The sequence below is a fragment of the Chryseobacterium sp. CBTAP 102 genome, from assembly GCF_003201365.1.
GTDB lineage: Bacteria > Bacteroidota > Bacteroidia > Flavobacteriales > Weeksellaceae > Chryseobacterium > Chryseobacterium candidae.
On sequence record NZ_QICX01000001.1, the window covers coordinates 327,584 to 349,865 of the forward strand.

Annotated in this window: 14 protein-coding genes; 9 read left to right on the forward strand and 5 right to left on the reverse strand. The window is 36.6% G+C overall.

Annotation, left to right across the window (positions count from 1 at the left end; genetic code table 11):
* Positions 1 to 10: 10 nt before the first annotated feature.
* Complete coding sequence (locus C8D70_RS01470) at positions 11 to 1,216, reverse strand: CynX/NimT family MFS transporter (protein WP_228407952.1); 1,206 nt, start codon at positions 1,214 to 1,216, stop codon at positions 11 to 13.
* Between the two features lie 71 nt (positions 1,217 to 1,287).
* On the opposite strand from C8D70_RS01470, the gene C8D70_RS01475 reads away from it, so the two are divergent.
* From C8D70_RS01475 to C8D70_RS01490, 4 genes are all read left to right on the forward strand, one after another.
* Positions 1,288 to 2,070, forward strand: coding sequence for a helix-turn-helix domain-containing protein (locus C8D70_RS01475; RefSeq protein WP_076594743.1), 783 nt, complete (start codon positions 1,288 to 1,290; stop codon positions 2,068 to 2,070).
* A gap of 630 nt (positions 2,071 to 2,700) precedes the next feature.
* Positions 2,701 to 3,033, forward strand: coding sequence for a hypothetical protein (locus C8D70_RS01480; RefSeq protein WP_076594742.1), 333 nt, complete (start codon positions 2,701 to 2,703; stop codon positions 3,031 to 3,033).
* Between the two features lie 202 nt (positions 3,034 to 3,235).
* The gene (locus tag C8D70_RS01485; RefSeq protein ID WP_110366160.1) at positions 3,236 to 7,573 is read left to right on the forward strand and encodes a CusA/CzcA family heavy metal efflux RND transporter; all 4,338 of its coding nucleotides are present in this window, start codon (positions 3,236 to 3,238) and stop codon (positions 7,571 to 7,573) included.
* 7 nt (positions 7,574 to 7,580) lie between these two features.
* Positions 7,581 to 8,732 (forward strand): efflux RND transporter periplasmic adaptor subunit, encoded by a 1,152-nt coding sequence (locus C8D70_RS01490; RefSeq protein WP_110366161.1) that lies wholly within the window; start codon positions 7,581 to 7,583, stop codon positions 8,730 to 8,732.
* Between the two features lie 51 nt (positions 8,733 to 8,783).
* On the opposite strand, the gene C8D70_RS01495 is transcribed toward C8D70_RS01490, so the two are convergent.
* Positions 8,784 to 9,302 (reverse strand): hypothetical protein, encoded by a 519-nt coding sequence (locus tag C8D70_RS01495; RefSeq protein WP_110366162.1) that lies wholly within the window; start codon positions 9,300 to 9,302, stop codon positions 8,784 to 8,786.
* A 465-nt stretch (positions 9,303 to 9,767) separates the two neighbouring features.
* On the opposite strand from C8D70_RS01495, the gene C8D70_RS01500 reads away from it, so the two are divergent.
* Together C8D70_RS01500 and C8D70_RS01505 are read left to right on the forward strand one after the other, a co-directional pair.
* The gene (locus C8D70_RS01500) at positions 9,768 to 11,576 is read left to right on the forward strand and encodes a hypothetical protein (protein WP_110366369.1); all 1,809 of its coding nucleotides are present in this window, start codon (positions 9,768 to 9,770) and stop codon (positions 11,574 to 11,576) included.
* A 386-nt stretch (positions 11,577 to 11,962) separates the two neighbouring features.
* Positions 11,963 to 12,907, forward strand: a complete 945-nt coding sequence (locus C8D70_RS01505) for an aldo/keto reductase (protein ID WP_110366163.1) — start codon at positions 11,963 to 11,965, stop codon at positions 12,905 to 12,907.
* Positions 12,908 to 13,068: 161 nt separating this feature from the next.
* Here the strand turns inward: C8D70_RS01505 and C8D70_RS01510 are convergent, their stop codons facing one another.
* Positions 13,069 to 14,916 (reverse strand): chloride channel protein, encoded by a 1,848-nt coding sequence (locus C8D70_RS01510; RefSeq protein WP_110366164.1) that lies wholly within the window; start codon positions 14,914 to 14,916, stop codon positions 13,069 to 13,071.
* Between the two features lie 688 nt (positions 14,917 to 15,604).
* Between C8D70_RS01510 and C8D70_RS01520 the strand changes: the two genes are divergently transcribed.
* Together C8D70_RS01520 and C8D70_RS01525 are read left to right on the forward strand one after the other, a co-directional pair.
* Complete coding sequence (locus tag C8D70_RS01520; RefSeq protein ID WP_110366165.1) at positions 15,605 to 16,534, forward strand: hypothetical protein; 930 nt, start codon at positions 15,605 to 15,607, stop codon at positions 16,532 to 16,534.
* Positions 16,535 to 16,551: 17 nt separating this feature from the next.
* Positions 16,552 to 17,535, forward strand: a complete 984-nt coding sequence (locus tag C8D70_RS01525) for a hypothetical protein (protein ID WP_146212840.1) — start codon at positions 16,552 to 16,554, stop codon at positions 17,533 to 17,535.
* Between the two features lie 74 nt (positions 17,536 to 17,609).
* Here C8D70_RS01525 and C8D70_RS01530 read toward each other — a convergent pair whose 3' ends face one another.
* Positions 17,610 to 19,781, reverse strand: coding sequence for a S9 family peptidase (locus tag C8D70_RS01530; RefSeq protein ID WP_110366167.1), 2,172 nt, complete (start codon positions 19,779 to 19,781; stop codon positions 17,610 to 17,612).
* A 14-nt stretch (positions 19,782 to 19,795) separates the two neighbouring features.
* Positions 19,796 to 21,190: an aminopeptidase P family protein gene (locus C8D70_RS01535; RefSeq protein ID WP_110366168.1), complete on the reverse strand. Its 1,395-nt coding sequence runs from the start codon at positions 21,188 to 21,190 to the stop codon at positions 19,796 to 19,798.
* A 188-nt stretch (positions 21,191 to 21,378) separates the two neighbouring features.
* On the opposite strand from C8D70_RS01535, the gene C8D70_RS01540 reads away from it, so the two are divergent.
* Complete coding sequence (locus C8D70_RS01540) at positions 21,379 to 22,260, forward strand: AraC family transcriptional regulator (RefSeq protein ID WP_110366169.1); 882 nt, start codon at positions 21,379 to 21,381, stop codon at positions 22,258 to 22,260.
* Positions 22,261 to 22,282: the final 22 nt, after the last annotated feature.

A 22,282-nucleotide genomic window follows, 5' to 3' on the forward strand; every position in this document is an offset into this window, starting at 1 on the left:
TTTGATTTTCCTAATCCTCAACATATTTATTTCTTGCCGCCTTCATTCCAAAATACAGCATCAGCAATACAGCAAAGCTTAATAAATAGAATGAACTGTTCCAGGAAATGTCCCAATCATGCAGTTTTCCAAACAACGGAGGTCCGAATGCAGCAATCAGATATCCTACGGATTGTGCCATACCTGATATTTTAACCGCATTGATACTGCTTTTTGTTCTTGCAGAAAAGAACAGAATCGACAAGCTGAAAGACAATCCGTTGGAAATCCCTATAATCACAGCATTCACATAGATCCACTGAGACTTCAGAAAGACAAACATCATTGTACTTCCGAACATCAGAGCACATATAAAAAGAATCATAAACCTCTGGTCCTTCATTTTACTGGCAATAATAGGGCAGCAGAACGTTACCGGAATCATGGTAATCTGGATCACAAAGAACACCCAGCCGGAGCTTTCTCCCTGCATATGAAAATCAGCAAGAAATGAAGGCAGCCAGGCCACCAGGCAATAATAAAACAAAGACTGCAGTCCCATAAAAATACTGATATTCCACGCCTGGGCAGATTTGAACATATTAAAATCTGAAGTACTGATTGCCGTCTTAGGCTGAACCGGATTTCTTTTATTGAATATGAGTTCCAGTGATAAAACCAGGAAGCCCAATGCGGCAATCACAAGCCATATTCCCAGAGATCCTTTCCATCCAAAGCCCGTCAATTCTCCTATTTTCACACTGAAACCGGAAGCCAGTGCTGCTGTAAGATTCATAGATACTGCAAAAATTCCTGTCATAAGGCCAATCTGCTTCGGAAAATTATTCTTAACATATCCCGGAGTGACCACATTTCCGATGCATATTCCTAAACCGATGAATATAGAACCTAAAAACAAAAGCCATAGAGAACCACTGATTCGTAAAAATAACCCGAAACTTAAAATAATCAGTGAATACATCAAAAGTTTACTGATTCCGAATTTATTGGAGAATCTGCTTACCAGTACAGAACAGGCAGCAAACATAAACAGTGGAATAGAAGTAAGCAGGCTCACCTGAAAATTATCCATTTTTAAAGCATCTCTTACCTCTCCCAATACAGGGGCAACGGCCACAATCGGTGAGCGGAGATTGCTGGAAATGAGTATAACAACCAGAACATTAATGATTAATAAAACATACGAAGCATTCTTTTTTACTTCTTTCTTCATCATAATAAAAACTTTTGTACAAAATTAACGCAGTAATTTTGTTTAATTTTGCCAAAGTTTTAACCTGAAACGACATGAACGCCAGCGACAGTATAAATATTGATGAACTAAATAAGCCTTATTTTGTATGGTTTGAGGAAAACTGGATTCATGATAACGTTCTTCATCATCATCAAAAAGGTCAGCTCGTATATGTAGAAAGTGGTTTTCAGTATATTACTATCGAAGAAAAAATCTATCTCCTTCCTCAGAATCATGCGGTATGGATTCCTCCAAATGCTGTCCATAAAACCAATTCCCATTCTGCAAAAATCAAACTGATGATCATGTTTGCAGAAGTTGGCGCCCAAGAATCCTTCTATCATGAAGTGAATGTATTTTCTGTTCCTCCTGTTTTAAAGGAAATGATAAAATATTCGGAGAAGTGGTCTAAGCTAATGATTCGGGATCATAATGAGAGCCTATTCCTGAAAGCACTTTTCAACGAACTTCCGAGGTTTGCAGAACATTCCCTGACTTTTCATATCAGCCTCCCGAAAGACAAACGTCTTGACAAAGTCATAGAATATTTGCACAATCATTATCACAGAGAGATCAAAATGGAAGATCTCAGTGATATGGCTCTTTTATCTTTCCGTACACTGGAACGTATTTTCAAAAAAGAAACTGGTCTTACCCTAAGCAAATATCAGCAAATGCTTCGTATTATTAAGAGTCTGGAATACTTGAGTTCCGGAAATCTTACGATTTCAGAAACAGCATATGAGGTAGGGTATAAGAGTGTTCAGGCCTATACCCGAAGTTTTCAGGCTGTGATGCAGCTCAGGCCAACTGATTTTATTAAAACCATCCAATAAGTTTTAAACCACATATAAAGCCGGTAAAATTTATCAAAAAAGAGAGTTATTAATATACAATAACTTTAGACATTCCTTTATATAAAAGCAATTAGAAAGATTAAAGAACATAATATTTCACATTTTTCACATTTTTCCACTTCAGTAGCGAATATTCAATTATGATATTATTGAAAACAAAAAGGTCTCCACGAATGGAGACCTTAAAAAAACACAAATGATGAAAAAAAATTATTTCGATTCACAAATATAAGCAAAAATCACTTTATACAAAACACTATAAGCTTATTTTTTTTAAAAATTACTTATTTTTAAGTAAAATAATTATTTATTAAATGTTGTTTGTTTTCTTTAAGATTCCGGAATTACCAGCACGAAAATACCTCATGTTAAATATAATTCGCCATCTGAGGAATTGTACGTATGTTTTTAAGTAAAAATAAATAAATAGCGAAAAGTGAATTATTATAAAATTAAGACTCTGCTAAGCCAATAATATTCAAACAGATGTTTAATTCTTATATGATCTCGCCTATAAAATTCTCAAAAAATTAATATCTGAGCCTTTCTGGGAAAAATTTAAACATTATATTTGCATCCATGTTAAAATGGTTCTCCATATTATGCTCAATGATGTATGTACTGGCTACCACCAATGCGGGGGAAGTACTGAAAGTGCCTATGTTTGTTGAACATTTCATGGAATACCACGGAAGCTTTTCAGAATTTGTAATGGAGCATTATGATAACCACAAACAGGATTCAGACTGGGATACCGATCAGAAACTGCCTTTTATCAATCCGCCTATCGTACTTACTGTACATGCCCAGCTTCCGGAGCTTTCATTCGAAATAAAAAAACCTAAGGAAATTACTGTTTCAGAGAAAAGCAGTATCTACAAAGAAAAAGATTTCTCCCAACAATATCTTTCTCAGATTTTTCAGCCTCCACGGCTTTCTTAATCAACTTCACATTGAAAATTAATGCTTTATGTTTTTTACTTAAAGTATTTAATTCTTGTTACATATCCATTAATTCGTAATACAATGTACTGGTGTTTAGACCTTAACTCAAGAAATTACAAAAACTTTATTTTGGACACTTAAGTTATGGAGAGGTCTCAGCTCCTGTATGGTCTTACGGATTACAATTAATAATTTTTCCATGTTAAATAAAATTATTGAGTTTTCTGTAAAGAATAAACTCATCATTGCTCTTTTTACAGGGGCACTCATCCTTTTTGGAGTCTATGAAACCACCAAACTTCCTATTGATGCCCAGCCGGACATCACCAATAATCAGGTTCAGATCATTACCACAGCTCCTTCTTATGGTGCAGCAGATATAGAACGTCTTGTTACATTTCCTATTGAACAGGCCACCAGTAATATCAGCGGAATTACGGAGCTTAGAAGTTTTTCACGTTTCGGACTTTCATTAGTGACTGTAGTTTTTGATGACAAGACTGATGTGTATTGGGCGCGTCAACAGGTTCAGGAAAGGCTGCAGCTTGTTCAGGACAATATTCCGGACGGAATCGGCAAACCGGAATTAGGGCCTATTTCAACAGGATTGGGAGAGATTTTCCAATATGTGGTAAGGGCTAAAAAAGGATATGAAAATGTATACGATGAAACCGAACTGAGGACTATCCAGGACTGGGTGGTGAGAAGACAGCTTCTTGGTACTAAAGGTGTGGCGGATGTCAGCAGTTTCGGAGGAAAACTGAAACAGTATGAAATTGCCATTAATCCTAATCAATTGCAGGCCTTTAATATCAATATCAATGATGTTTTTGCGGCTCTGGAAAAGAATAATCAGAATACCGGAGGCGCTTATATTGAAAAGAAAGAAACCGTTCTGTTTATCCGTAGCGAAGGACTTTTGGGAACTACAGAAGATATTGGAAGCATTCAGGTTTCAGAAACAAAAGAAGGCATTCCTGTTCATATTAAAGATGTAGCCTCTGTAAAAATAGGGTATGCGACAAGGTATGGCGCTATGACTTACAATGATACCGGAGAAGTATCCGGAGCTATTGTTCTGATGCTGAAAGGAGAGAATGCTAATGCAGTGATCGGAAATATTAAACAAAGACTGGAAAAAATCCAGGAGTCCTTACCGGAAGGAGTTGTGATAGAGCCATTCCTTGACCGGGCTAAAATGGTTAATAATACGATCAGCACAGTAAAAACAAACCTGATGGAAGGGGCTTTGATTGTGGTTTTCATTCTGGTTTTATTTTTAGGAAATTTCAGAGCGGGATTACTAGTTGCTTCCGTCATTCCTTTGGCTATGCTTTTCGCCATTATCATGATGAATATTTTTGGTGTAGGAGGAAATCTGATGAGCCTTGGAGCGCTGGATTTCGGTTTAATTGTAGATGGAGCCGTCATTATTGTGGAAGCTGTTCTTCATCAGCTTGCCCATAAAAAGCATTTCGGAAAAGACAATATGCTCAGCAAAAAAGAAATGGATGATCAGGTTTCCAACTCTGCGACCAAAATGGTTAACAGTGCGGTTTTCGGGCAGATCATTATCTTAATTGTATATCTTCCGATTTTTACGCTTCAGGGAATTGAAGGAAAGATGTTCAAGCCTATGGCTCAAACCGTTACCTTTGCCCTGATTGGCGCATTTATTCTTTCCCTGACTTATATTCCAATGATGAGCTCTCTGGTATTAAGCAGAAAGAAAAAAGAGAAAGAAAATATTTCAGACCGTGTGATGGGTAAAGTGGAAACCGGTCACCAAAAACTTCTGATAAAGGCCCTTAAATTTAGAAAAACAATAATCATTGGTGTGTTGATTCTGTTTGCAGGTGCTGTTTTTACCCTTTCCAGAATGGGTGGAGAATTTATACCATCGTTGGAGGAAGGCGATTTTGCCGTTGAAATGAGGATTCTCCAGGGAAGTAATATCAATGAAACCAAAAAAGCTACCACTCAGGCTGCAAACATCCTGTTAACAAACTTTCCTGAAGTAGAAAAAGTGGTCATGAAAATTGGGAGTGCAGAAATTCCCACAGAACCTATGCCCATGGATTCCGGAGATATGATAGTCGTTTTAAAGCCTAAAAAGAAATGGACTTCTGCAACCTCATTTCCTGAACTTTCTGATAAGATGAGTAAAGCATTAAGCGTTATCCCTGGACTGACAACCAGTTTTCAGTTTCCGGTTCAAATGCGTTTCAATGAGCTGATGACCGGAGCAAGACAGGATGTAGTGTGCAAGATTTACGGTGAAGATCTGGACAGCCTTGCCACCTATGCCAAAAAGATGGGAAGCATTATCAATACCGTAAAAGGTGCTCAGGATCTATATATCGAGCCGGTAGTAGGCGCTCCACAGGTTGTGATAGATTATAACCGCTCAGAACTTTCCCGATACAATATTTCAGTGGCGGATATCAACAGGGTGATTAATATGGCTTTTGCCGGACAAACTGCAGGCGCTTTATATGAAGGCGAAAAAAAGTTTGATATCGTTGTCCGAATGGATAACGAACATAAAAAAGATATTACGAGTATCCAAAATCTTCTGGTTCCTACGGCTTCAGGAGAACAGATTCCATTGTCGCAATTGGCTAAAGTGGAACTTAAAAACAGTCCGAATCAGATTCAGAGGGAGGATACCAAAAGAAGGATTATTGTAGGTTTTAATGTGAGAGGAAGAGATGTTCAGAGTATTGTGGAAGAGCTTCAGCAAAAGGCAGGCAAAAACCTGAAATTATCTTCTGGATATAGTATTTCTTATGGAGGTGCTTTTGAAAATTTAAATGAAGCTAAATCCAGATTAGGTATAGCAGTTCCTATTTCGTTAGTGATGATTTTCCTGCTTTTATTCTTTGCTTTCGGTTCTGTAAAACACAGTCTGCTGATCTATACAGCCATTCCTTTATCTGCGATAGGAGGTGTCTATTTTCTGGCGTTGAGAGGAATGCCTTTCAGCATTAGCGCAGGCGTAGGATTTATTGCATTATTTGGAGTTGCCGTACTTAATGGAATTGTTTTGATATCAGAATTTAACCGATTGAAAAAGAACGGAATAAATAATACAAACAGAATTGTACTCATAGGCACAAAAATAAGACTCCGTCCGGTTTTAATGACAGCTTTTGTGGCATCTCTGGGATTTCTTCCCATGGCAATCAGCAATGGTGCAGGAGCTGAAGTGCAGAGGCCTCTGGCAACTGTAGTCATCGGAGGGCTGATGCTTGCAACGCTTTTAACGCTTTTTGTCCTTCCAATTTTATACGTCCTGTTTGAACATATTAATAAAGATAAAATGAAATTCTCAAAAAAACTCAATTATAAAAAACTGTCTGTTTTCTTGCTGTTATTGTCCTTCGGAACTTATAAGACTCAGGAAAACATTACTTATGATCAGGCTCTGGAAAAAGCATACCAGCAGAACGGTACTCTTAAAAATTCGAAATTAATATCAGATTATCAGGAAAAGCTGAAGGCCAGCTATCTGAACATTCCCCAGACGGAAATTACGGGGGGATTTGGACAAATTCAGGGCGAGGAAACAGACAATTCATTCGGAATCTCTCAAAGATTCAGTTTTCCAACGGTATATTCAAGAAGAAAACAAATGCTGGATGCTGAATGGTCTGCCAGTGTCGTCAATCAGAATCTGACCAAAACACAGCTTACCAAAGAAGTAACTGACGTTTTCTACAGGATACTTGTGCTTCAGGAAAAGAAAAAAGTGCTGGAATACATCAGCCAGCTGTATAATAATTTTGCAGACAAAGCCGGATTAAGATTAAAAAAAGGAGAAGCCAATATTCTGGAGGAGTCCACTGCTGAAATTCAGAAAGAACAGATAAAAATACAGTTGAATACTCTTGAAAATGATTTGAATATCGTAAAACTTCAGCTTCAATTATTACTACAATCTACAATTCCATATCAACCTGTTGCAGAGAAGCCTATAATTAATATTGGGCTTCAGATTTCAGAAGAAATGGTACAACAGCATCCTGAACTTCAATATCTGCAGCAACAGATCAAAGTAAGCGAGGCAGAAGTACAGCTGGAGAAAAGCAGACTGCTTCCTGATCTTCTTATAGGATATACCAATCAGAGTATGAAAAACATCAATAACAATCGTTTCAATTCGGTTCAGGTGGGAGTTGGAATTCCATTGTTTACAAAAGGACAGAGAGCTTTGGCAAAGGCAGCACAGGCTAAGATTGCCATCTCCGAAAATCAGTATGAGAGAAAAGAAATGGAACTTAAAAACAGATTGAATCAACAGTTGGGTAATTATATGAACCAACAGCAGATCATTCAAAATTATGAACAAAAACAGCTTCCCAAATCTGAAATCATTCTAAAAACAGCTCAGAAACAGATGGAAGTGGGAGAAATAGATTATCTGGACTGGGTAATACTGGTGAATCAGGCCGTAAAAACCAAAGCAGACTATATTGATCAGCTGGAAAAGCTTAATCAGATCGGAGCCGAACTTCAATTCTTAATTTCAAAATAATACCATCATGCATTTCAGGAATATATCACTATACAGCCTTGCTTTCATCGTAACTTTATCTTCATGTTCAGGAAAAAAAGAGGAAGAAAAAACAGTTTATGAAAACACAAAATTTTCTAAGAATGACAAAAATTCCGTTCATCTTATAGAAAAACAGATTCAGGCTGTAGGGCTTACAACAACTACAATTCAGAACAGGAATATGGAAAAACTGGTGAGACTGAACGGAAAGGCAGACATTGCACCGTCTCATATCAGTTCAGTTTCAAGCATTATGGGGGGACACATCAAGTCGATCAATGTAATTAATGGAAGTCATTTCAACAAAGGGCAGGTGCTTGCTGTGGTGGAAGATCCGCAGTTTATACAGCTGCAGCAGGATTATCTGGTAACAAAAGCACAACTTGAAGCGGCAAGACTGAATTATAACCGCCAGAAAGACCTTAATACGAGCAAAGCCAGCAGTGACAAGACCCTACAGACTGCCCAGGCAGATTATTCAACTTTGAATGCCACTTTAAAAGGGCTTGAGGAAAAGCTGAAAATCATCGGAATCAATGCCAAAGGTCTGAGTGCCGGGAATATCAGAAGTAAAATCAATGTTTATGCTCCGTTCACGGGTTTTGTAAGCAAAATTCTTGTGAATAACGGGCAGTATATAAACCCTGCAGATACTTTATTTGAACTGATCAATCCGGCGGGATTACTTTTAGAATTAAAAGTTTTTGAAAATGATGTGAATGATGTAAAAGTGGGCCAGGAAATTTTGGTGTACAACAATCAGAATCCGGATGTGAAATCAAATGCTAAAATTGTCAGTGTTGTTCCTAGTATTGAAAATGGAGGCTCTGCGACGGCAATTGCCAGATTATCCTCTGTGAATACAGAATTTGTAAAAGGAATGTATGTAAATGCTGAAGTGAATATCAGCAGCCATTATACAATGGGACTTCCTAATGAAGCCGTAGTTTCTTTTGAAAATAAAAATTATGTTTTTGAAGACCTTGGAAAATCCAATTACAGAATGATTCCTGTAATGACCGGAATTTCTGATGATCAGTTTACGGAAATTATAAAAGCCGATTTTTTAAAGGATAAGAAAATTGTACAGAAAGGGGCTTACAGCCTTCTGATGATGCTTAAAAATAAAGCTGAATAGCGTTAAAACATCATTGTAAAATAAAAAGATCAGTCAATCACTGATCTTTTTTTATTTCTTTTTTGGAACTTCCCACTGTACCCCTAGTTTTCTGAAAAAATCTTCAAGATTGATCCAGTCCTGGTAACTGTGTAAAAATTCTTCTCTATTAACGGGTAGATTTTTACTGTGGCCGTACTGTTTACATCCAAAACATAACTCAATATTTTTCCATTGATTTTCTTTATAAATGAACAAAGTATTGTGCGGTTCAAAACATAAAGCTCCATCCCAGGCTTTTACAATTTTCTGCCGTTTTATGATGTCTATTAATTCCTGTCTGGATTCAGGAGTTAGTACTACTTTATTTATGATGATTTCATGGTTGGGAACACCATTTTTCAGTAAGTCTCTGTAAATTGTTTTACTCTTGCCAGGCGTTTCAATATCAAGTCTGAGATCTTCATGACTGGTAATAAGAATCGTTCCTGCCTCTTTTAAGTAGTGAATAAGCTCTTCATTGACATTTTGGGAAAAAATCCATATAGAGCTAAAAAATAAGCTTAATGTATATATTTTATTTGTTATCATTTAAGTTTTCTTTTGTATGTGTCATAAATAAGACCAACAACAGCATATATCAAACTGGTATAGGCTGCTTTTTCAAAAATATAAAACCCAAATTGTCCATCAAGTTTATCTACTTTCATTGCTTCAAACTGGACAAGTAAATCACTGCCAAAAATAAATATTGAAGCCATGAAAACCAAAAGAATAATACATGAAAAAATCTCATTTTTAATTTTCTGAGAGAAAATATGGTTATCGTTTAACTAATAAATGTAGTAAAAAATCTATAGCTGATGTGGTAGTCATACAATTAATGGTATCTCAGTAACAATTTCACAGGAATCGATTTAAAAGAATGATATTTGACATGTTTTTCACAATATAAAATATTATTTAATGCATAATTCATTTTAAAATAATATTTTTAAGCAGTGAATAGTTGTAAAGGATTTTTAGATGAATAATAAAAAATTTTATCAGAACTTTATGACACAAAAACCTTTGCACAATTTCCATATTCCGGTAATGGGACTGGCTTACACAATAGACAGTCCTATTCGTGTTGCCCAGTATGGAATTTCTTCTGTGATCTCCATCATTGATGATGAAATCCTGGAAAAAATGAAGAACTTTTACAATAAAAAGTTCAATCTTGACTATTTCGGGATCTCTACAAAAACAGAAGATTACAGAGCCAGAAGAGTTACGGCTTATCTGGATATGGTGGATGATATCGTGAATGAAAAATTTGAATCTTTCAAACACGAGATCAGCAAAAATAAAGAGGCTTTGAAAGACTTCATAGCCATGCTTCCAAATACTTCAGATCTAAAAAACAGCCTTCAAAACCTGATCAATCAAAAAGATGAATGGAGTTCCAATATCAAAAACTTCATTGAATCCAACTTAAAACCGGGAAGTATTGATGTCAATATCATGACGAAAGTGGATAAAGACAATTATCAAAACAATGAACAGCTTCCAGTGATGTATAACGATGCTCATGCTTCACTGCGTGGATTCGCCAAAAGTAAATTATCATCATCAATGGTTCTTTCCGCAGGCATGAATCCCCGCTTATACAGCTATATGGAAGAATTTGAAGATTTTTTTCCGGACGAAAACGGAAACATCAAAAAGAAAATCATCCTGAAAGTAAGCGATTTCCGTTCTGCAATGATTCAGGGAAACTTTCTGGCTAAAAAAGGATTGTGGGTTTCAGAATACAGAATAGAATCCGGATTAAATTGTGGCGGCCATGCTTTTGCTACCGAAGGAATGCTTCTCGGGCCTATTATGGAAGAATTCAAGCAGAAAAAAAATGACCTGATACAATCTGCCCATGCCTTAATGACAGCTGCTTTAGAGCAAAAAGGAAAACCCACAGTTTCTGAGCCATTAGAAATGAAAATTACGGTTCAGGGTGGAGTAGGAACTGCCGAAGAACACGAGTTTTTATTGGCGAATTATCATGTAGACAGCGTAGGATGGGGTTCACCGTTTTTGCTGGTGCCCGAAGCAACATCGGTAGATACAGAAACCCGAAATTTACTTTTACAATCAAAAGAACAGGATTTTTATCTGAGCAATATTTCGCCATTAGGAGTGCCTTTCAATACGGTAAAAGGAACATCCAATGAACGATTAAAGTTTGAAAAAGAAGCAAAAGGGAAATATGGAAGTTCATGTCCCAAAAAACTTCTGGCATTAAGCAAAGAATTTTCTCCGGAAGGAACCTGTACCGCTTCCAGAAAGTACCAGGATATCAAACTCAAGGAACTGTACGACAATAAGGAAACCCTTACAGAAAAGGAATTTAATAAAAAGAAATCGGAAATTACTAATAAAGCCTGCCTGTGTGTGGGACTTGTAAACGCCGCATATATGGAGCAGAACCTCGAAATTAAAGGTGAAAAACAGGGCGTTGTCATATGTCCGGGACCGAATATTGCCTTTTTTGATAAAGAAGTTTCTCTTTCGGAAATGGTAAAACATATCTACGGAAATACCAATATTCTTCCCGACAGCCAGCGTCCGAATATGTTCATTAATGAACTGAAAATGTATGTGGATTATCTGAGAAAGGAAATTACCGAATCCACTGTACAGATTACCCATTCGCAGACAAAAAAATGGAATGCTTTCAAAAAAAATGTTCTTGAAGGGATAGAGTATTATCATGAACTTTTTAAAGCATCATCATTCTTTAGCAACGGTTTATCAACCATCCATCTTCAGTTGCAGGAATATAAACTTCAGCTTAACGCTATTGAGATTCCTCAGGTTGAAAAATAACCGTATTTTTTAATTGATAGATAATAAAAACAGCTTTCAAATGGCTGTTTTTATTTTTTAAAGTTAATAATATATGTATTTTTTCTTTGAGAAATGCAATGGTGCAAAAAATGTTTACTTTAAGGCGCAAGAAAATCAAAGACTTTTTGCAATAGACATAAAATAAACAGTATTCAATTTTATCGGAGATAAAACCTTTGCATCTTAAAGCAGTTAGCGTTTAATTTATTTGCGTCTTTGCAATTTCCAACAAACTCTTAATAACCAAAAAAAACCAGGAAAAATCAGCATTTTCATTTATAATAGCTATAGAGAGAATGGCTATTTTGAATATTTTCAAGGTTTAATATTCCGTACCTTACGGATCACTTAGTAAAATTATTTTTATGGAAAAAAGAAAAATCAAAAACACCGATTTGTCGGTTGCGCCAATCAATTTCGGAGGAAATGTTTTTGGATGGACACTGGACGAGAAACAGTCTTTTGATATACTGGACCGCTTTACTGAAGCCGGATTCAACTTTATAGATACTGCAGATACGTATTCATGGTGGGTGAATGGAAAGGGCGGACAGTCTGAAGAGATCATCGGAAAATGGATGAAAAGCAGAGCAAACCGTAATGACATCGTTTTGGCCACCAAAGTAGGTTCGGAGACGAAAGAACATGGCTATGATATCAGCAAAAAACATATTTTACAATCTGTAGATGAATCGCTGCAAAGACTTCAGACGGATCATATTGATCTTTATTATACGCACTTTGATGACAATACCACTCCGGTAGAAGAAACCCTGTCTGCTTATGATGAGATTATTAAGGCAGGAAAAGTACGTTATATTGCAGCTTCCAACTTATCACCGGAACGTTTGAAAGCATCATTTGAAGCTGCTGAAAAGAATAATCTTCCTAAATATGTTGCTTTACAGCCCCATTACAACTTAATGGAAAGAGAAGGTTTTGAGCAAAACTATGCCCCTCTGGCAGAGCAGTTTGATTTGAGTGTATTTCCTTATTGGTCTCTGGCAGCAGGTTTCTTAACAGGTAAATACCGTGATGAAGCAGATCTGGCAAAAAGTGCAAGAGGTGAGGGAGTAAGAAAATATTTAAATCCTAAGGGACTTGAAGTTTTAAAAGCTCTGGATCAGGTAAGTGCAAAACATAATACCACTCAGGGAACGGTTTCTCTGGCATGGCTGCTATCCAATCCATTGATCACTGCTCCAATTGTAAGTACTACCAGTGCATCTCAGCTGGAGACCGTGTTCAATGCTCCGAAACTTGCTCTTGATCAGGAAGATTTGGCTTTGCTGAATAACGCAAGCAGCTAATTTTTTCAACTTTATTATAGATTAAAATTAAATCCGTTCATTGCTGAACGGATTTTTATCGTTTGACGATGCTAACCACCCCGTCAAAAATTCAAAGAATTTTTGACACCCCTCCAGAGGATGGGAATTCAGGTTTACGGTTGTCATTTTTGCTTCTAATATTAATCAGAATATTCTTTCAGAAGCTGTCTGTAGCTCATTAATATTGAAGATTTTGAGATAAAACCAATAAAATCATTATTGTTATTCACAACGGGCAGATTCCATACACCTGTATCATCAAAAGTCTGAAGGATATCCAACGGTTTATTTTCTCTGTGAAGAATTGCTGGCGGAGCTTTCATCATCTGAGCTACCGTCTGGGATGTTTCCATTTCTTTGTTAAAAAGATAAGGTCTTATATCATCTAACGTAAGGACTCCTCTCAGTTTTCTGTTTTCATCCACCACAGCGAAAATATTTTTATTACCGTTCTTTACCATTTCAAAAAGTTGACTAACAGAGGCATTTTCATTAATGGTCTGGGAATATTTATCTATAAAATCTTCCGTTCTTAGTGCGAAAAGAAGGTTTTTATCATGTTTATTCGTGAAAATCTTTCCTTCATCCGCTAAGGATTTTAATTCCGGTGAAATCGGGGAGAACCATTTGGCAATCAGATAAGATATGATGGAAGCAATCATCAGCGGGATAAACAGGTCATATCCGAAACTTGATTCAGCAATCAAAAATATTGCGGTAAGAGGAGCATATAAAACACCGCTCATGGCTCCGGCCATTCCTACCAAAACAAGATTGGTCACCGGAACATCTGTAAAACCAATATGCTGGCAAACCAATGCAAACAGATACCCCAAAGTTCCACCAGCAAAAAGAGAAGGGGCAAAATTACCTCCGTTTCCGCCGCTGAATATGGTAAATGAAGTAGCAAATGCTTTTAAAAGTAATACCAGAACCAGAAAAATGATAATCGTCCAGTCTCCGATCTCAAAATATCTGAAAAAACTGTTTTCAATAATAGAGTAGGTGTTTCCGTTGGTAAAGGCCTTTACAGTCTCATAACCTTCCCCGAATAAAGGAGGAAAAAGAACACATAGCAAAGAAAGCACAGCTCCCCCAAACATCGCTTTACGAAGTCTCGAAAGCTGAAGCCCTTTTATAAAATGCTCCACTTTTTGAGAAATAATGACAAAATAACGGGCATACAACCCTGTAACAATTCCTAAAATAAGATAATACGGAACATTTTTATAGTTAAACGGATCTCTGGTATAAAACCTGAAAAGCACGTCTTCCTGAAGCAAAATCCTCGACAAAAGACTTCCACAGACTGCAGCAACAACCAAAGGAATAAAATCCGTGAAGACCACGCCTGTTAAAAGGATTTCAAAGGCAAACATAATCCCGGCAATAGGAGCATTGAAAGCAGATGCAATCCCTGCAGTAGCACCAGCAGCCAGCAACAAAGTACGTTCTTTGTAGCTAAGTCTATAGGTTTGTGCATAATTGGAACCAATAGCAGCTCCGGTAACAGCAATAGGACTTTCTAATCCGGCAGAGCCTCCCAATCCAACGGTAACCGCACTTTGTATCACCTGAGAATACATTTTAACAGATGCCACAATACTTGAATTCTGTGCAATTTCGTATAAAATAGCTCCGATACCTTTACGATCCTGACCTTTAAATAGTGTCAGAACGATCATCGTAGTAAGAACAATTCCCAAAAATGGAAAAACAATATAAAATAATATCTGATATTCAAAATGAACTTTATTGGTAATGAAATAATGAATATTGTGTACCAGCGTTTTCAGAATAACACCTGCCAGACCAGCTGTACAGCCTACCAGAATTCCGGAAAGAACAAGAAACTGATTTCTGCTGAGCCTGTTGTTCAGCCAATGCAGGATAAGCTCATAACTGCGCGCTTTTTCCAGTCCGTATTTCTGGAAATCTCTTTTAAATTTAAGGAAGCTAAGGTACTTTTTTTTGTTGTGAATTTTCACCTTGGAAATATTTTACACTATCATCAGATTGATAAAGCAGCGTAAATTTATGAAATATATCACAAAAAACCTTCTTTTGAAACTGTTGAATTATTCTATAGATTCTATTATTGTAACTTATCTTTTAATCTAAAAGAAATTCATTCATCATATGTATTGTTTATCTTTACTTTTAGTAAGTTTTAATTTATTAAAGAGAAATGAATAAAATTCATAAATATCAGGTATTTGCTCTTTAAAAATATGGAACAAAACACCCATTGAAGATGAACCTATTGCCGCTGTAATACTGGAAAGCTTTATCTCCAGAGATCAGGAACTGAATCTCGTAGGAAAATGTGGAGATACAGTATATGCCAGCAGTCTTTTAAGTATTTATCATGTAGATTTAATGTTTCTTGATCTCCATATTCCGGTGGCCTAAGTTGCTGAACGTGATTTTATTTTTCTGAACCGTGGTAAAAAGAAGGTTAAAATTATTCTTCAGGATATTTTTTATATTAAAAGAAAACAGTTATTAAATAAAAAAAATTATTTTGAGGCAGTAAAAAAAACAATTAAACATCTGAAAACAAAATACTTACATTAAAATACAAAATTTGTGATGTATGCGTGATGTATTTATGTTGCATTTATTTATTTGATATGTTTTGATTTTTGATGCAGATTTGTGAGCAAATAACACACGATGAAAAAAATATTATTACAGGCTTTTGTGCTTACTTTTGCATTAAGCCATTCCCAGGTGGGCATTAATCAGCCATCACCATCTGCATCACTGGATATCGTCTCAAAAGGCAATACCAATACTACAAAAGCATTAGAAATAAACAATTCCACAGGAACGGAGATGATGACAGTTCTTGATAATGGGAATGTGGGAATAAACGCACCTATCCCTACTGCGAAGCTACATACCAAAGGAAGTGTCCGTTACGAAAATCTTCCCCAATTAGCATCCGGTGTAACACCTATTGCAGTAGATGCCAATGGATATGTAGGTACCTATGTACCAGCTGTGCTTTATTCATACATTACGATCGACAACACCCAGACTACTTCAGCATTTTCTCTTTACAATAATAATATTTTCTACAGTTTGCCTTTCCAGACAACCGGTATTGACAGTAATTCACTAAATGTAACATTGGGCACTGATACATCTGCAACGCTTAACAGAATCTACGGAGGAAGTAATCCGGCAACCAATGTAATTTACATTACCATTCCTGATCCTGGCGTATATAAACTAAATTTAAAGTATTCTATTAATTGTACTGGTGCTATATCCGGCAGTAATAATGGAAACAATTTTATAGGTGTAGTCAGCAGTATTTATCTGGCATCTGCAGGAAATACTACTTATAAAGAACAGACCAGTATACGCAACAATATATTTCCTCTACGTGACAGTACTGGTAATTTAAGCAGTCCTGGGCAATATGATTATCCCTCACAAAATAGTATGTTTTCTATTATAGCAACTACAACAGCCAATCAGAAACTTGCACTATTTACTAACTGGGGAACAGGAGATCAGTTCAACACAAATGCATGTTCTCTTTCAGGTGCTGCTGGTTTGGAAAAAAAAGCAACATTGATTATTTCTAAGTTATAACTGCAAATAAAATGGTAATGAACAAAATATTCTTGATACCCTTTACATTTGTTTCCTTCTTTTTATTTGCTCAAAGCAGCAATGTAGGATTCAATACAGCTACGCCGACTGCCACTCTTGATGTTGTTTCTAAAAGCAATACCAATGCAACGAAAGCCTTGGAAATTAATAATTCTTCTGCTTCAGAACTTATGAAAGTAATCAATACAGGAAATGTGGGAATTAATATAGGAACTTCCATGCCCACAGCCTTATTACATGTAAACTCTGCAGCAATACTTAATATCAGGCATGAAAATTTACCTAAGCTTTTATCACCGGCTTATACTCCTCCCTTCAATAAATTAGGAGTGGATGCCTCTGGAAATAATGTAATTATGCCAGTCACTGTTAAATATTTGTATTATCAGCAACGTTCCAACTATCCTGCCACGTATTCGCCTACTAACAACACAGGCGGATTTTCGCTATATGACCCCAATCAGTATATCAATATTCCCATTATTAATGATGCCGGACTAAAAGGGAATAGCGCAGGATTTACTTTTGGTACAGATACTTCAGCAACAGTGAATGGACAGTCGGTAAGTAATGTCAGATACATTGTAATTCCTGAGCCTGGCGTATATACTTTTGAAGCCTGGGGATCAATTCGTTGCAACAGATATAATAACACTCAAAATTATAGTTTTTCCGGACAGATGAATATAAATACCGTTTTTGCCACAGCATCCGGCAGTATTTATACTTCCAATACTGTTTCAAGAGGAATTATTAACGCCAACAGGGATAATTTTGGAAATACAGTAAATGTATCTTATGCATTTTCAAATGCTCAGATCTTAACGCATACATTACAAACAACAGTACCTAATCAAAAAGTAGCACTTTTCTTTCAATATGTAAGCGGAGAACCCAATCAGTTAACCCACAATGAGTGTCTTCTCAATATACCAACCGGTGGTGACACAAGTTACTATATTATCATTACTAAATCGTAGTTTACAATACCAGGTTTAATAACAAATACTCTTTAAATACAAAAACCTGCAATAATGCAGGTTTTTGTATATTTTTATTTTGCTCCCGGAGGGCAGTGTTCTTTCAGGTATTTTGTAAACATTGTTGCCAGATGCAGTGATGTTCCTTCACCTTCATTAATAGCGTGGCTACGGTTAGGATAAGACATCAGCTGAAATTGTTTGTTGTATTTTACCAGTTCATTGATGTAAACTTCCGTATTTTGATAATGTACATTGTCATCACCTGTTCCATGAACCAGTAAAAGGTTTCCTTTTAAATTTTTAGCATAAGCCAGTGGAGAACCATTGACAAAGTCTTCTCTGTTTTCCTGTGGAAGCCCCATATAACGTTCCTGATAAATATTATCATAGAATAGCTGATTGGCAACGGGTGCAATAGCAATTCCTGTCTGGTAAATATCAGGATACTGCCCTAAAAGGTTGAGGGTAGAAGAACCTCCACCGCTCCAGCCCCATACGGCAACTCTTGAAGTGTCAATATAAGGCCATTTTGCAAATAAAGCTTTTGCTCCCATCGCCTGATCACGGATATTCATCTGACCTATTTTACGATAGACAGATTTTCTCCACTCACGTCCTCTCGGAGAAGGTGTTCCCCGATTTTCAAGAGAAACATATAAATAACCGTCTTCAGCCATATTTCCGGTATATAACCAATTCCAGCCGGTATAAAAATCATCTGTTACTGTTTGCAGAGCAGGCTCCCCATATACATAGAAAACGATTGGGTATTTTTTATTTGGATCAAAATTTTTAGGTTTTACTACCCATCCGTCTAAGGTAACTCCATCCTCTGTAGTCACCTGGAAAAATTCAGCTTTAGATTTTGCCGGATCTGCTTTTGCAGACCTCTTGGCAGCAACCAATTCTTTATGTTCCGGAAGTGATATCACTGCATCTGCGGAAAATGCATCGATACTGTTATTGGTAAACATGGCAATTTTTCCATTGGGTGATATCGTATAAGTATTAGAGCCTGTATAGGATTCAGGGGTTACTTTTTGGGCTTTTCCTCCTTTCATACTTACTTTGTACAGGTATTTCTGAGTGGCATTATTCGGGGAAGCTAAAAAGTAAATCTGGTTGTTTTTAACATCAAAGAATTCTGGCTTAATTACATCGTAAGCATCTTTTGTGATTAATGTCTCTTTACCGTTCATATCTATTTTATAAATATGTCTCCATCCGTCCTTCTCAGAAAGCCATAAAAATTCTTTACCATTATCAATCCAGTCCCAGCCTTTTGGATCGTTGTCATTCCATCGGGTTTTTATATCAATCCATGCCGCATCGGTTTCTGTGTGAATGACCTTACTGCTTCCGGAATTGGCATCTGCTACGATAATTTTACTTTGATTCTGCTTTCTGTTCAGTTGCTGCAGAATAATGGATTTAGAATCCAGCACCCATTCCATTCTTGGAATATAGTTTTGCTTTTCATCCCCTGCAATATCGGCTTTCTTTGAAGATTGGGAAGCAAGATCATAAAACCAGATACTGCATCCGGAAGGATTTTCTCCCACCTTTGGATATTCTACCGGAACGGTAAAAGAATATAGACTGTCTGTATTATTGATCATCAGGAAGTTTTTCGTACCGCGTGCATCCAGCTTCCAGTAAGCAATTTTACTGCCGTCCGGCGACCATCTGAAACCATCCTGAGTTCCGAATTCCTCTTCATATACCCAGTCAAAAGTTCCATTGATCATTCCGTCTGTACCATCTGTAGTGATCTTAGTCTGCTGATTGCTGGCAAGATCTTCCACATAAATATTATGCTTAGATACATAAGCAACTTTTTTTCCATCCGGAGAATATTTTGCAAACATCAGTGAGGAAGCAGGTAATCCTTTTCCCAACTGGGTAAGCTTTTTGGTATTTTTGTCGAAAATCCAGTAATCTCCACGGGTATTATCTCTCCATACTTTCTTTGTATTGGCAAAAAGCAATAAACTTTTATCATCAGGAGATACCTGAAAACTCTGTACCTGTAAGGCTTCAGAACTTCCGGCAGGAATCAGTTCACTACTGTTTAAAAGCGTCTGATCTTTTCCGGGATGCAATAGATCAACAATTTCCACCCCTTTTTTAGTAAATGAATAATAAGCGTTGCCATCTGGAGTCCATTGTGTCTTCTGTGCCGCGAATGGTGACAAGCACAGGAAATACAATGCAATAGCTGTCAGTTTTTTTATGTTCTTCATAAATAGTATTTGAATTAAGCTAAATGCTCAGCTCTGTAATTTTCAATATCTTCAACCGATTTAATTAATCCGTTGCCCAAAAGTCTGTAATTGTCATATGTAATCAGGAAATCATCTTCCACACGGATTCCTCCGAAATTCCTGTATTCATTTACTTTATCATAATTAATAAAGTCTGCATTCCTGTTTTCAGCCTGCCAGATGTCAATCAGCTCCGGAATCATATAGATACCAGGTTCAACCGTAACTACAAAACCGGATTCCAAAGCTTTCCCTAAACGTAAAGATTTCAATCCGAATGTTTTGGTATCTTTTGGCTCTTCCTCGGTATAGCCAATATATTGTTCTCCGAGGTCTTCCATATCATGCACATCAAGACCCATCATATGACCCAGTCCGCACTGAAAGAACAGCGTATGAGCATGGTTTTTTACAGCATCTTCAGGATTTCCTTTCATCAGTCCAAGATCAATAAGACCTTCTACCAGATGCTGTGCTGCTTTCAGATGAATATCTTTAAATCGTACTCCCGGTTTCAAAAGATTCTGAGATTGATTAAAAGCATTCAGAACCACTTCGTACATATCTTTTTGCTTCGTTGTAAAAGTTTTGCCTACAGGAAATGTTCTGGTAAGATCACCTGCATATCCCATTGCTGTTTCTGCTCCGGAATCATTCAGGAAAAGATCCCCATCTTTCATTGTATTAAGACGATAATGATTATGCAGAATACCTCCGTTGATCGTCACAATAGGAGGATAAGACATCTGACATTCTTTATTAGCAGCAAGGTATTGGATGGCATTGGCAATTTCATATTCTTTCATCCCGGGTTGAGTGAGGCGCATTGCCAGCAAATGCATTTCATTGGATACATTTACGGCCTCTTCTATCTGTACAATTTCCTGAGGTTCTTTAATGGAACGCTGTTTTACAATTGCCCTGATCATTTCTACAGAAGGTTGTAATTCTCCTATTTTAATCCCAAGAAGATCTCCCAGTAAAATTTTATTGGAAGACTGATAAGGAGGAAGGTAATGAACTTTTCTGCCGGAAGTCTGTGCTTTTACTATATATCGGGCAAGTTCTGCATATGGCTGTGTTTCCTGTACACCGGATTTCAAACTTTTCTCTTTCAGTGTTTCCTGTCTGCCCATCCACACGATGTCATCAATACTCAGTTCATCTCCGAAAACGATGGTCTTATTTTCATCAATATCGATAATGGCTGCGATACGAGGTTCCTGGATTCCGAAATAGTATAAATAGGTACTGTCCTGACGAAAATAATAAGGATTATGTTCAAAGTTCACAGGATTTTCAATATTTCCCAGAAATAGTAAGATTCCGTTAGATACACTTTTCTTTAATATTTCCCGTCTGTCTTGGTAAGTTTGTGCTGAAAACATATATTATGAATACTTTTTATTTTAAAAATTTAAAGTTACGATTTTGTACTATTTATAACTCTTTATTCATTAAAAATTAAGATTCTGTAAAATTTGGATTTTAATATGATATTCAATGTTCATATTTTGTTTAACTTCAGCAATATTTTAACCTAACGAGTAGAGTGTTCCCATAAAGTATTGATATTATGAAGAGTCTCCAGTTTTCTGTTCCTGCCGATACTAACAAAAGTATCCGCATCCAGGAAGATATTATGCCTAATTTCTATCCTTATTTCCATCGTCATACAGAAACACAGATCATGTGGATTCTTAAAGGGCATGGAACATTGGCTATAGAGCAGAATCTTTTTAATTTTGAAGCAGGTGACATTTTCTATCTGGGCGCCAATCAATCCCATGTTTTCAGGGGTAATTTTGAAAAAGATGAAAAGCAGAAGGTTCATTCCATCTCTATTTTCTTTGATCCTCATAAGAAGATTTCAGCCTTTTTCGTCTTACCGGAATTTGAGGAACTTAAAAACTTCATCAGTCATTCAGAAACAGGTTTCCAGGTGGCTTCCAAACTCACAAAAAGCATTGGAGAAAATATTGCTGCATTACAAAAGACTAAAGGAGTAGATCAGATCATAGATTTTATCAGAATTCTAAATCATCTTATGCAAAACAGACATTTGCATATTCCGTTATCTTCAGAAAAGAATCTGTCTAATCATATTTCCGATACAGACCAAAGAATTATAGATGCCCAGAATTTTATTAAGAAAAATTTTGCGCAGAATAAACTTACCCTCGACCTTATTGCGAAAGAAGCCTGTATGACTCCTCAGGCTTTTTGCCGCTCTTTTAAAAAACGTACCCGCATTACTTATATTGAATATCTCAATGAGCTTCGTGTACAAAGAGCCTGCAAACTTCTGACAGCCAGCAGCATGTACAGCATTTCTTCTGTTGCTTTCAATAGTGGATTCAATAGCCTTACCAATTTTAACAGGGTTTTCAAGTCCATTATGAAATATTCGCCTAAAGAATACCTGAAGCATTATAAAGAGGCTACAATAGAGCAATAAAAAGCGGCATGTTAAAATACGG